Genomic DNA, 12,214 nt, shown 5'->3' with positions numbered 1-12,214 from the left:
CCCGGTGTCCTCGCCGTCCCGCCTCCAGTCCCTCGACAGCTGGTACTCCGAGGGGTGGAAGGGACTCAACGTCGCCGTCCTCGGCCTCGGTGCCACCGGCTTCTCGGTCGCCGACACGCTCGTGGAGCTCGGCAGCGAGGTGACGGTCTACTCGTCCGACGCCCCCGCCGACAGCGTCGAGCTGCTCGACGTGATCGGTGCCCGGTTCCTGCAGGCGCCGCTCGACACCGTGCCGGACGCCCTCGTGCAGCAGGCACCCGACGTCGTCATCGTGTCGCCGGGGCTGCCCCCGCACAACGCCACCGTGCAGTGGTCGGTGACGAACAGCACCGTCTGGGGCGACATCGAGCTCGCCTGGCGCGTGCGCGACAAGGTCGTCCGCGGCCCGGTCGCGGCCCCCTGGATCACGATCACGGGCACGAACGGCAAGACGACGACGACACAGCTCACGACCGCGATGTACGAGGCAGGCGGCCTGCGCGCCGTCGCGTGCGGGAACATCGGCGTGCCGGTGCTCGACGTCGTCCGTGACCCGATCGGCTACGACGTGCTCGTCGTCGAGCTCTCGAGCCACCAGCTGCACTACGCGGCGACGTCCGGTGAGGGCGCCGTGGTGCCGCTCGCGAGCGCCTGCCTGAACATCGCCGACGACCACCTGGAGTGGCACGGCTCCGCCGAGGCCTACCGCGCGGCGAAGGCCAAGGTCTACGAGCGCACCGTGATGGCGTGCGTCTACAACACCTCGGACGAGGCCACCCGGCAGATGGTGCAGGAGGCCGACGTGGTGGAGGGCTGCCGTGCGGTCGGCTTCACCCCCGGCGTCCCCGCTCCCGGTGACGTCGGCATCGTCGAGGACGTCCTGTGCGACCGGGCATTCAACGAGGACCGCCGCAACAGCGCGCTCGAGCTGTCGACCATCGCCGACCTCGAGGCCGCCGGGCTGGCCAGCCCGCACATGACCATGAACGTCCTGGCCGCCGCTGCCCTGGCCCGTGCCGGCACCGTCCAGCCGAGCGCCATCCAGTCGGCCGTCCGGGCGTTCCGCGCCGACCACCACCGCACCGAGCTCGTCGCCCAGGCGGACGGCATCACCTGGGTCGACGACTCCAAGGCCACGAACCCGCACGCCGCCACCGCGTCGCTCGCGTCGTTCGACACCGTGGTGTGGATCGTCGGCGGTCTGTTCAAGGGCGTCGACGTCGACGGGCTGGTCGAGCGCTTCGGCCCCGGCGTCCGCGCCGTCGTGGTCATCGGCTCCGACCGGACCCCGGTCCTCGAGGCATTCGCGCGACACGCGTCCACGGTCCCGGTGCTCCAGGTGGAGACGACGGACACTGATCAGGTCATGCGCGAGGCGGTCCGGCATGCCGCTTCGGTCGCGAGGCCGGGCGACACCGTCCTCCTCGCCCCGGCGGCGGCGTCGTTCGACCAGTTCGGCTCCTACGCCGACCGGGGGCAGCGTTTCGCGGCCGCGGTCAACGAGCACCTGGGAGGAGAAGTCGATGGCGACGACACCGACGGATCTTCCGAACAGCCGTAACGGCCGGACCGCGACGACCCCACGACGGACGAACGGCGCGATCGTCGCCGTCAAGAACGTCTTCGTCGCGGAGTCCAGCACCTTCTACACGATCCTCGGCGTCACGCTGTTCCTCGTCGTCTTCGGCGTCGTGATGGTGCTGTCCTCGTCGAGCGTCGAGGAGTACGCGGCGACCCACGACTTCTTCGGGGCCGCGTCCCGCCAGGGCCTGTACGCCGTGCTCGGCGTGCCGCTCATGCTCATCGCCAGCCGGGTCCCGACCCGGATCTGGCGCAAGTGGGCGATGCGGCTGCTCGGTGCGGCGCTCGTCCTGCAGCTGCTCGTGTTCACCCCGCTCGGCATCGACATCCAGGGCAACCGGAACTGGATCGAGCTCGGGTCGTTCACCGCGCAGCCGTCCGAGGTCGTGAAGCTCGGCCTGGTGCTCGGCATCGGCGCCATCATCTACGTCAAGCGGGACAAGCTCGACGACTGGAAAGAGGTGTTCATCCCGATCGGGATCGCCTCGATGCTGTCGCTCGGGCTCGTCGTCCTCGGTGGTGACCAGGGCACCGCGATGGTCATGCTCATCCTGGTGTTCGGCGCGCTGTACATCGGCGGCGTCCGGGCCCGGCACCTGCTCGTCGGCCTCGGAGCGTTCGCCGTGATGCTGCCCTTCGTGACGATGGCCTCGGCCTCGCGCTCGACCCGCATCAGCGCCTGGCTGTCGGGGTGCACCGACACCAGCCAGTACCAGGACATCTGCTGGCAGCCCGTGCACGGCATGTGGGCGCTCGCGTCCGGCGGTGTGTTCGGCGTCGGCCTCGGCAACTCGAAGGCGAAGTGGTCGTGGCTGCCCGAGGCGGACAACGACTACATCTTCGCGATCATCGGCGAGGAGCTCGGCCTGATCGGCGCCGTCGTGGTGCTCAGCCTGTTCGTGGTGCTCGCCGTCGGCATGATCAAGATCATCCGGCAGTCCCGCGACCCCTTCGTGAAGACGGTCACCGGTGGCATCCTCGCGTGGATCATCGGCCAGGCGCTCATCAACATCGCGGTCGTCCTCGGCCTGCTGCCCGTCCTCGGTGTGCCCCTGCCACTCATCTCGGCCGGTGGTTCGGCCCTCATCATGACCCTGGTGGCGATCGGCGTCGTGCTCTCCTTCGCCCGTGACCTGCCCGGTAAGAACGACCCCGGCCTGACGAACGCCCCACTCGGCCGGACCTCCACGAACGGACCACTGCGGTGAGCAAGTACCTCTTCGCCGGCGGCGGCACCGCCGGCCACGTCAACCCCCTGCTCGCGGTCGCCGACCGGCTGACCGAGCGGGAGCCCGGCGCCGAGGTGCTCGTGCTGGGCACCGCCGAGGGCCTGGAGTCCCGTCTCGTGCCGATGCGCGGCTACGAGCTGCTGACGATCCCGCGCCTGCCGTTCCCGCGGAAGCTGAACGGCGCGGCCCTGCGCTTCCCGCAGCGGTTCGCGGCGGCGGTCAAGCGGACCGAGCAGATCATCCGCGACCACGAGATCGAGGTGGTCCTCGGTGTCGGTGGCTACGCGGCCGCTCCGGCGTACATCGCCGCCCGCCGCACCGGCACCCCGATCGTCGTGCACGAGCAGAACGCGAAGCCCGGGCTCGCGAACCGCCTCGCCGCGTTCCTCACCGAGCACGTCGGCCTCACCTTCTCGAACACCCGCCTGCGTCACGGCCGCGTCGTCGGCATGCCGCTCCGTCGCGAGATCGAGTCGCTCGACCGCCGTGCCGTCCGGGCCGAGGGGCTCGCCGAGTTCGGGCTCGACCCCGACCGGCCCGTGCTGCTCGTGACCGGTGGCTCCTCGGGCGCACGGAGCATCAACCGGACGATCAACAAGTCCGCCCCCGCGATCGTCGGAGCCGGCTGGCAGGTCCTGCACGTCGTGGGCGCCGCGTCGGACATCGGCCCGAGCGACCTCGACGGCTACCACGTGCTGCCCTACTGCGACCGGATGGACCTGGCGTACGCGGCGAGCGACTTCGTCGTGTCGCGGTCCGGCGCCGGCATGGTGTGCGAGCTGACCGCCGTCGGGCTGCCGAGCGTGCTCGTGCCGTACCCGGTGGGCAACGGTGAGCAGCGCCACAACGCGAAGGACGTCGTCGACGCCGGGGGAGCCGTCCTGGTGGCCGACGGGGAATTCGACCAGGACTGGGTGACGTTCCAGCTGCTGAGCGTCCTGCAGGACCGCTCCCGCATCGCGGACATGACCGTGCGGGCGGGCAGCGTCGGCCACCGCGACGGCGCCGACCGGATGACCGACCTGGTCCTCGACGCCGCGAAGCAGGCCCCCAGCACCACGGAGGAACGATGACCATCAAGCCGGACCTGACCCAGCCGATCCCGGACGACCTGGGCACGGTGCACTTCGTCGGCATCGGCGGCGCGGGGATGAGCGGGATCGCACGGATGTTCCTCGCCGCTGGGCACCGCGTCACGGGCAGCGACTCCCGCGAGACGGAGACGACCGGCACGATGCGCGACCACGGCGCGACCGTGCACATCGGTCACGACGCCGCGAACGTCGGCCAGGCCGACACCATCGTCGTCACGAGCGCCCTCTGGCCCGACAACCCCGAACTCCTCGAGGCGCAGCGCCGCGGTCTGCCGGTGCTGCACCGCTCGCAGGCCCTCGCCGCCCTGATCGCCGAGCACCGTCTGGTCGCGGTCGCCGGTGCGCACGGCAAGACCACCTCGACCGGCATGATCGTCACCGCGATGGTCGAGCTCGGCCTCGACCCGAGCTTCGTCAACGGCGGCGTCATCCAGTCCCTCGGCACCAGCTCGGCCCCGGGTTCGAGCGACCTGTTCGTGGTCGAGGCCGACGAGTCCGACGGCTCGTTCCTGCTCTACGACGTCGCTGTGGCACTGATCACCAACGTCGACGCCGACCACCTGGACCACTACGGCAGCGTGGAGGCCTTCACCGAGGCCTTCGTCGAGTTCGCCGCGAAGGCGAGCGAGCGCGTCGTCATCTCGAGCGACGACGCCGGCGCGAAGACGGTCACGGCCGGCATCCGCCAGCGCCCGGACGCCCCCGAGATCGTCACGTTCGGCGAGGCCGTCGACGCGGACGTACGCATCGAGGGCATCACCGAGTCGGCCGGCGTCGAGGTCGACTTCCGCGCCGGTGGCGAGGCGTACCACCTGACCCTCCGCGTGCCCGGCCGCCACAACGCGATCAACGCCGTCGGCGCCTTCGCGGTCCTGACCGGCCTCGGCGTCGCCCCGGCCGACGCGGTCCGCGGGCTCGAGGCGTTCGGTGGCACCCAGCGCCGCTTCGAGCTGCACGGTGTCGAGCGCGGCGTCTCGGTCTACGACGACTACGCGCACCACCCGACCGAGGTCGCCGCGGCGCTCAAGGCCGCCCGCAACGTCGTCGGTGACGGTCGCATCATCGCGATCCACCAGCCGCACCTGTACTCGCGCACCCGCCTGATGGCCGGCGACTTCGCCAAGGTGTACGAGGAGCTCGCCGACCACACGGTCGTGCTCGACGTCTACGGCGCCCGCGAGGACCCGGAGCCCGGCGTGACCGGTGCCCTGGTGCAGGAGCGCTTCGCCGACCAGTCGCGCGTCGAGTTCCTGCCCGACTGGGACGAGGCGGCGGCCCGCGCGGCCGCGGTCGCCCGTGACGGCGACATCATCATGACGCTCAGCTGCGGCGACGTGTACCGGATCATCCCGCAGGTGCTCGGCGCCCTGGGCACCGACGGAGCGTCGTCCCGGTGAAGCGCCCCGAGGGGTTCGACGAGGGGGACGCCCGCAGGGACGCCCCGGCCGAGGCCGCGGAAGCGCCCCGGCAGCGTCGTGGTCCCTCGAAGCCGCGGCTGCCGTTCCGCGGACGCGTCGCCGACGACCGGGAGGCCCGTCCCGCGTCCGCCCCGGACGCCCCGGTCGACGAGGCCCCGGCCTCCACCACCCCGGCCATCGCTCCGGCACCCGGTCCCTCCGGATCGCGCCCCCCAGCGGTCGATGCGCCCTCGAGCATCGGGGCGCGACGACCGTCCGCGGGCGCGGATCCGACCACCGATGCCGCCGACTCGACGCGCGACCGCGTCGGCGCCCTCGCGGGCGCGGCCGGCCGTCGCGTCGGCGCCGGCTTCGGGGCGGTCGCCGACCGCCTGCGCGAGTACACACCGGACGAGGACCACCGCGATCCGCGCCCCGACGCGGGCAACGCGCCCCGAGGAGACGGGGCGCGACGACCGTCCGGGGGCGCGGCGGGCAGTGCACGCGACCGCGACGCGACCGTGACCGACGTGCTCGACGCAGGCAGTGCCTCCCGGACCGACCAGCACGCCGAGGCGCCCATCGGGGCGCGGGTGCGCGCTGCCGAGACCGCCCGCGAGGCGCGCATCGCGAAGCGGCGCCGCCGACTGCTCGAGCGTGCCGAGGTCCGCCGGTTCACCCGGCGCAGCCGGCACCGCCGCGCCGCGTGGATCACGGCGGCGAGCGTCGTCCTGGTGCTCGGGGTCTCGATCCTCGTCGCGGTGTTCTCCCCGCTGATGGCGCTCCGCACCATCGAGGTCAAGGGCACCAACCGCGTCGACGAGTCCGCGCTGCGCCAGGCGCTGTCCGACCAGATCGGAACGCCCCTGGCCCGGCTCGACTTCGACGCGATCAAGCGGGACGTCGCCGGGTTCCCGCTCATCGAGAGCTACGTGACCGAAGAGGCGCCGCCGCACACGCTCGTCGTCACGGTGACCGAGCGCACGCCGGTGGTCGCGGTGCGCTCCGGCAGCACCTTCGACCTCGTCGACCCCGCGGGCATCGTCGTGCAGTCGTCGCCGAAGCGCCCGGCGACGATGCCGCTCGCCGACATCGCCCGAGCGCGCCTGGGGTCCTCGAGCTTCCGCACCATGACCGAGGTCGTGCTGGCGCTGCCCTCGACGGTCCGGTCCCAGGTGACGCGCGTCGCCGGGTCGACGGCCGACGACGTCACCCTGACCCTCAAGGACGGCTCGACCGTCGTGTGGGGGAGCCCGGACGACTCAGATGCGAAGGCCGAACTGCTCGCCGCACTGGTCAAGGACCACGCTGCGCGGAACCCCGGCGTCGTCGTCGAGTACGACGTCTCGGCGCCGGACAACGGCGTCATCCGCGCCGAGGACTGAATTGCCGGACCTGATCGGCGACACGCGGCGTGGCGGGGCGACACTGCGCCGAACGCACCCGTAGCGTCGGAGCCAGCACCACATCTACCAGCATTGCCCCTGAACTTCAAGTAGAGGTTGAGGGTTCTACCGGAGGCCTGACTGACGTGACCACGAACCACAACTACCTCGCCGTCATCAAGGTCGTCGGTGTCGGCGGCGGCGGCGTCAACGCCGTCAACCGCATGATCGAGCTCGGTCTCCGTGGGGTCGAGTTCATCGCGATCAACACCGACGCCCAGGCACTGCTGCTCAGCGACGCCGACGTCAAGCTCGACGTCGGCCGCGAGATCACCCGCGGCCTCGGCGCCGGCGCGGACCCCGAGGTCGGCCGTCGTGCCGCCGAGGACCACGCCGAGGAGATCGAAGAGGCCCTGGCCGGCGCCGACATGGTGTTCGTCACCGCGGGCGAGGGCGGCGGCACCGGCACCGGTGGCGCACCGGTCGTCGCGCGCATCGCGAAGTCCATCGGCGCACTGACCATCGGTGTCGTCACGAAGCCCTTCAGCTTCGAGGGCAAGCGCCGCCAGTCCCAGGCCGAGAACGGCGTCGCGGGCCTCAAGGACGAGGTGGACACGCTCATCGTCGTCCCGAACGACCGCCTGCTCGAGATCAGCGACCGCGGCATCTCCATGGTCGAGGCGTTCGCCACAGCCGACCAGGTGCTCCTCGCCGGTGTGCAGGGCATCACCGACCTCATCACGACCCCGGGCCTGATCAACCTCGACTTCGCCGACGTCAAGAGCGTCATGCAGGGTGCGGGTTCCGCGCTCATGGGCATCGGCTCGTCCCGCGGCGCCGACCGTGCGATCAAGGCGGCCGAACTCGCCGTCGCGTCGCCGCTGCTCGAGGCCTCCATCGACGGTGCGCACGGCGTGCTGCTGTCGATCCAGGGTGGCTCGAACCTCGGCATCTTCGAGATCAACGACGCCGCACGTCTGGTGCAGGAAGCCGTGCACCCCGAGGCGAACATCATCTTCGGTGCGGTCATCGACGACACCCTGGGCGACGAGGTCCGCGTGACCGTCATCGCCGCGGGCTTCGACGGCGGCGAGCCGGCCCAGCAGCAGAAGGAACGTCGCTCGAGCTACGTCGACCCGGAGTCGAGCGCAGCGGCGCCCGTCGCCGCCTCGACCGGCGCGATCGAGGACTCCACCACGTCGAGCCCCTCCTGGGCCTCGCAGGAACACCAGCCGCCGGTGCAGCGCGCCGCCGACCCGGCGTTCGACGACGACGACGAGCTCGACGTCCCCGACTTCCTGAAGTAACCCACCCTTGGTAGCCGACACGCGCCTCCAGGTCTCGTCTCACGACGACGGACTGGAGGCGCGCGTTGCGTCCGTCAGGAGCGGCATCGCCGACGCGGCGCGAGTCGCAGGGCGGTCACCCGACGAGCTGACGCTCGTCGTCGTCACGAAGTACCACCCGGCGTCGCTCGTGCGCGAGCTCGCCGCACTCGGCGTGACGGACGTGGGGGAGAACCGCCACCAGGAGGCGCAGGCGAAGGCCGCCGAACTGGCGGACCTCGGCCTGACCTGGCACTTCGTCGGGCAGCTGCAGTCGAAGAAGGCCCGGCAGGCCCGTCGGTACGCCCACGTCGTGCAGTCGCTCGACCGTGGCTCCGTCGTCGACGCGTTCGCCCCGACCGAGGCCGAGCCGGAACCCCGGGTCATCGACGGGTTCGTGCAGGTGAACCTCACCGACGACCTTGGCCGTGGCGGGGTGCAGCCGGACGATGTCGAGGCCATGGTGTCGCGCGTGCTGGCCAGCGGGACGATCCGGCTGCGGGGTGTCATGGCGGTCGCGCCCCTCGACGAGGAGCCCCGAGCCGCCTTCGCCCGACTCCGCTCGATCTCCGAACGGGTCGTGTCACTGGAGCCCGGTGCCACCGACATCTCGGCCGGCATGAGCGGGGACTACGCCGAGGGGATCCTCGAGGGCGCGACACACCTGCGGATCGGCACCGCAATCACGGGAAACCGGCCGCCCGCACCCTAGCCTCGTTGCAGGGCACCACGAGCACGAACCCCGGAGGAACCATGGCCAACCCGCTGAAGAAGACGATGGTCTACCTCGGCCTCGCCGATGAGGAAATCGACTACGAGGACGAGCAGCAGGCCGAGCCCGCGCGCCAGCAGGCAGCCCCTGCTCGCCAGGCCGCAGCGGCTGCTCCGGCGCCCGCCGAACCGCAGGAAGCCCCCGCGGCGGCAGCAGCCCCGGCGGCCGCTCCCGCAGCGGCGCCGGCTCCCACCAAGACGCACACCCACCAGCGCGGCGCCCAGGTCACTCCGCTCCGCCGCTCGCACACGACCGCACAGAAGGCGACCCCGGTCCAGGAAATGAACGAGATCCTCACCGTCCACCCGCGCGAGTACAAGGACGCCCAGTCCATCGCCGAGAGCTTCCGCGACGGCATCCCCGTCATCATCAACCTCTCGCAGATGACCGAGGGTGACGCCCGACGCATGATCGACTTCGCCTCCGGGCTGTCGCTCGGCCTGTTCGGCAAGATCGAGCGCGTCACGAACAAGGTCTTCCTCCTGTCGCCGGCCCACGTCGCAGTGAGCGGTGAGCCCGCTGAGGTAGAGTCCGACATCGAGGCGAACTTCTTCGCCCAGTCCTGAGCCGTACCCGGCACACCCGCCCCTGAGCGTCGTCTGACGACGCTCGCCCGAGACGAGCGAGCCCCATCGTGTCCGTGATCCTAGGGATCATCTCCCTCGCGTTGCTCCTGTACTTCTTCGTGATGTGGGGGCGCTTCGCGCTCGACCTCGTGCAGAGCTTCAACCGTTCCTGGCGGCCGCGAGGGGGCATGCTCGTGGTGTCCGAGTTCGTCTACACGGTCACGGATCCGCCCATCCGAGCGGTGCGACGGGTCCTCCCGCCGCTCCGCCTCGGGCCGGTGGCGCTCGACTTCGGCTGGACGATCGTGATGCTCGTCGTCATCATCGCCCGGTTCGTGGTCGCCGCTCTGGCACGCGGTATCTGAGCGGACTCCCGTCCGCGACACGCGCCACGCCCGGCGCAGGTCACGGTTCCGCCCCATCGTCGGTGTACGGTGGTCGGGATCGATGCCCGCTCCGGTGGCGCATCCGCACCGCACGGTACGGCTGGTAGATTCGGTCGCACCGCACGCGGTTCCACACGTTCAGCAGTTCTATTGAGGTGACGGCAATGGCTTTGACGCCGGAAGACGTAGTCAACAAGCGGTTCCAGCCGACGAAGTTCCGCGAGGGCTACGACCAGGACGAGGTCGACGACTTCCTCGACGAGGTCGTGGTCGAGCTCCGTCGCCTGACCGCGGAGAACGACGAGCTCCGCCAGCGCCTGCAGGCGGCCGAGTCGGCCCCGCAGCCGGCGCAGGCCGAGCAGCCCGCTCCCGCAGCCGAGCCGGAGCCCACCCCGGCCCCGGTCGAGGCAGCACCGGAGCCCGCTCCGGTCGCCGCGGCGGCTCCGGCCACGACGGTCCCCGCCGACGAGGACACCGAGGGCACCACGAACCTCCTGACCCTGGCGCGTCGTCTCCACGAGGAGCACGTCCGCGAGGGCATCGAGAAGCGCGACGCGCTCATCGCCGAGGGCACGGCCCAGGCGGCTCGCCTGGTCTCCGAGGCCGAGGCGAAGCAGCGCCAGATCATCGCCGACACCGAGAACACGAACCGTCAGCGTGTCGCGGTGCTCGAGCAGGAGCAGCGCCAGCTCGAGGGCAAGATCGACGAGCTCCGGACCTTCGAGCGCGACTACCGTGCGCAGCTCAAGAGCTACATCCAGGGTCAGCTCTCCGAGCTCGACACCTCGGGCGAGCAGTCCGGTCTCACCCCGGCGCCGGCTTCGGCGCAGGGCTTCGGCAACTGACGTTGTCGCGACCAGCATCACGAGCGAAGGTCAGTGTCCGCGCGATCGCGGCACTGGCCTTCGCCGCTGTCGTGGTGGTGGCGTTCGACCAGGTCGCCAAGACGCTGGTCGTCGCGAACCTGCCGTACGGCACCCCCGTCCCGGTCCTCGGCGGGGCGTTGCAGTTCCTGTACGTCCGGAACCCGGGGGCCGCGTTCTCGTTCGCGGTGAACATGACCTGGGTGTTCTCGGTCATCTCGGCCGCGGTCGTCGTCGCGATCATCGTGTACTCGCGTCGCATCCGGTCGATGTGGTGGGCCATCGTGCTCGGCATGCTGCTCGGCGGCGCGCTGGGCAACCTGCTCGACCGGCTCTTCCGTGAGCCCGGCTTCGGTCGGGGCCACGTCGTCGACTTCATCTCGACGCCGTGGATGATGCCGGCGATCTACAACGTCGCCGACTCCTTCATCTGCATCAGCATGGTGGTCTTCGTGCTGCTGGTGATCCTCGGCGTGAACCTCGACGGCACCCGCACGCTCTCGGCCAAGCGCCAGGCGCAGCTCGACGCGGCGCAGCCGGTCGACGCGGCGGAGCCGCTCGACGGTGGGGCCGCGTTCTCGTCGACCGACGCCGCTCTCGACGAGCCGACCCGTGCCTCCAGGCCGGACGACCGCGACCGTCGCGACACGCTGGGCCACGACGCCACGTGAGCGAATCGCGTTCTCTTCCCGTGCCCGACGGGCTCGCCGGTGAGCGCGTCGACGCCGCCATCGCGAAGCTCCTCGGCTTCAGCCGGTCGTTCGCGGCCGACGTCGTCGCAGCCGGTGGCGTCCGCGTTGACGGCGTCCCCGTCGACAAGTCGGACCGGCTGCACGCCGACTCGTGGCTCGAGGTCGAGTGGACCCCGAAGGAGCCGCCGCGCATCGTGCCGGCGGCCGTGCCGGGCATGACGATCGTGCACGACGACGAGGACATCGTCGTCGTGGACAAGCCGGTCGGCGTCGCCGCGCACCCCTCGCCGGGGTGGGACGGTCCGACCGTGCCCGGGGGCCTCGCCGCCGCCGGGTTCACCATCGCGACCTCCGGCGCCGCCGAACGTGCCGGGATCGTGCACCGCCTCGACGTCGGGACCTCGGGCCTGATGGTCGTCGCGAAGACCGAGCTGGCGTACACGCACCTGAAGCGGGCCTTCAAGGAGCGCACGGTCGAGAAGGTCTACCACGCACTCGCGCAGGGCCACCCCGACCCGACCTCGGGCACGATCGACGCCCCCATCGGCCGGCACCCGTCGAGCGACTGGAAGTTCGCGGTCACGTCGGAGGGCAAGCCCAGCGTCACCCACTACGAGACGCTCGAGGCCTTCCGCGCTGCAACTCTGCTCGAGGTGCACCTGGAGACCGGGCGCACCCACCAGATCCGGGTGCACATGGCTGCCACGCGCCACCCGCTCGTCGGGGACACGATGTACGGCGCCGACCCGGTGCTGGCGGCCGAGCTCGGGCTGACGCGCCAGTGGCTCGATGCCGTCCGGCTGGGCTTCGACCACCCCCGCACGGGCGAGTGGGTGTCGTTCGAGGCGCAGTACCCGCACGACCTGCAGGCAGCGCTGGAGCAGATCCGGAGCGCGTCGCTCTGACGCGCACGGGCGCTTGCGCCGAGGGGTCGCGAACTGTCGG

At 71.3% G+C, this 12,214-nt stretch carries 12 protein-coding genes; all 12 read left to right on the top strand.

Annotated features, from left to right (window positions below):
* Positions 1 to 4 precede the first annotated feature (4 nt).
* The 12 genes from murD (at position 5) to DEI98_RS13165 (ending at position 12,174) form a co-directional block, all read left to right on the top strand.
* Complete coding sequence (gene murD / locus DEI98_RS13220; RefSeq protein ID WP_111100992.1) at positions 5 to 1,540, top strand: UDP-N-acetylmuramoyl-L-alanine--D-glutamate ligase; 1,536 nt, start codon at positions 5 to 7, stop codon at positions 1,538 to 1,540.
* Positions 1,503 to 2,768: a putative lipid II flippase FtsW gene (gene ftsW, locus DEI98_RS13215; RefSeq protein ID WP_071405418.1), complete on the top strand. Its 1,266-nt coding sequence runs from the start codon at positions 1,503 to 1,505 to the stop codon at positions 2,766 to 2,768. The genes murD and ftsW overlap by 38 nt, the downstream gene beginning before the upstream one ends.
* Positions 2,765 to 3,862 carry an undecaprenyldiphospho-muramoylpentapeptide beta-N-acetylglucosaminyltransferase gene (murG, locus tag DEI98_RS13210; RefSeq protein WP_111100991.1) on the top strand — a complete coding sequence of 366 codons (1,098 nt, stop codon included), beginning with the start codon at positions 2,765 to 2,767 and terminating at the stop codon, positions 3,860 to 3,862. The genes ftsW and murG overlap by 4 nt, the downstream gene beginning before the upstream one ends.
* Positions 3,859 to 5,280 carry a UDP-N-acetylmuramate--L-alanine ligase gene (gene murC, locus DEI98_RS13205; RefSeq protein ID WP_111100990.1) on the top strand — a complete coding sequence of 474 codons (1,422 nt, stop codon included), beginning with the start codon at positions 3,859 to 3,861 and terminating at the stop codon, positions 5,278 to 5,280. Before murG ends, murC begins: the two co-directional genes overlap by 4 nt.
* Positions 5,277 to 6,665: an FtsQ-type POTRA domain-containing protein gene (locus DEI98_RS13200; protein ID WP_111100989.1), complete on the top strand. Its 1,389-nt coding sequence runs from the start codon at positions 5,277 to 5,279 to the stop codon at positions 6,663 to 6,665. The genes murC and DEI98_RS13200 overlap by 4 nt, the downstream gene beginning before the upstream one ends.
* Positions 6,666 to 6,811: 146 nt before the next feature.
* Positions 6,812 to 7,972, top strand: coding sequence for a cell division protein FtsZ (ftsZ, locus tag DEI98_RS13195; protein WP_027465251.1), 1,161 nt, complete (start codon positions 6,812 to 6,814; stop codon positions 7,970 to 7,972).
* A gap of 7 nt (positions 7,973 to 7,979) precedes the next feature.
* On the top strand, positions 7,980 to 8,702 hold the full coding sequence (locus DEI98_RS13190) for a YggS family pyridoxal phosphate-dependent enzyme (RefSeq protein ID WP_111100988.1): 723 nt from the start codon (positions 7,980 to 7,982) through the stop codon (positions 8,700 to 8,702).
* A gap of 41 nt (positions 8,703 to 8,743) precedes the next feature.
* Positions 8,744 to 9,328 (top strand): cell division protein SepF, encoded by a 585-nt coding sequence (locus DEI98_RS13185; protein ID WP_111100987.1) that lies wholly within the window; start codon positions 8,744 to 8,746, stop codon positions 9,326 to 9,328.
* Positions 9,329 to 9,396: 68 nt separating this feature from the next.
* Positions 9,397 to 9,693 (top strand): YggT family protein, encoded by a 297-nt coding sequence (locus DEI98_RS13180; RefSeq protein ID WP_084741074.1) that lies wholly within the window; start codon positions 9,397 to 9,399, stop codon positions 9,691 to 9,693.
* 185 nt (positions 9,694 to 9,878) lie between these two features.
* Positions 9,879 to 10,559, top strand: coding sequence for a DivIVA domain-containing protein (locus DEI98_RS13175; protein ID WP_071405424.1), 681 nt, complete (start codon positions 9,879 to 9,881; stop codon positions 10,557 to 10,559).
* Between the two features lie 2 nt (positions 10,560 to 10,561).
* Entirely contained in the window at positions 10,562 to 11,248 is a 687-nt protein-coding gene (lspA, locus tag DEI98_RS13170) for a signal peptidase II (protein WP_228513405.1), read from the top strand.
* Positions 11,245 to 12,174, top strand: a complete 930-nt coding sequence (locus DEI98_RS13165) for an RluA family pseudouridine synthase (protein ID WP_111100986.1) — start codon at positions 11,245 to 11,247, stop codon at positions 12,172 to 12,174. Before lspA ends, DEI98_RS13165 begins: the two co-directional genes overlap by 4 nt.
* The last annotated feature ends 40 nt before the right edge of the window (positions 12,175 to 12,214 follow it).

The sequence above is a fragment of the Curtobacterium sp. MCLR17_034 genome, from assembly GCF_003234485.1.
Lineage (GTDB): Bacteria > Actinomycetota > Actinomycetes > Actinomycetales > Microbacteriaceae > Curtobacterium > Curtobacterium flaccumfaciens.
Note: the sequence above shows the minus strand (reverse complement) of the source record. Positions and strands in the feature narration are given on the sequence as shown.

Excerpts from the sequence above, each read along its gene's own strand:
- murC (WP_111100990.1), top strand. The coding sequence starts at position 3,859 with ATGACCATCAAGCCGGACCTGACCCAGCCGATCCCGGACGACCTGGGC.
- DEI98_RS13185 (WP_111100987.1), top strand. The coding sequence starts at position 8,744 with ATGGCCAACCCGCTGAAGAAGACGATGGTCTACCTCGGCCTCGCCGAT.
- ftsW (WP_071405418.1), top strand. The coding sequence starts at position 1,503 with ATGGCGACGACACCGACGGATCTTCCGAACAGCCGTAACGGCCGGACC.
- DEI98_RS13175 (WP_071405424.1), top strand. The coding sequence starts at position 9,879 with ATGGCTTTGACGCCGGAAGACGTAGTCAACAAGCGGTTCCAGCCGACG.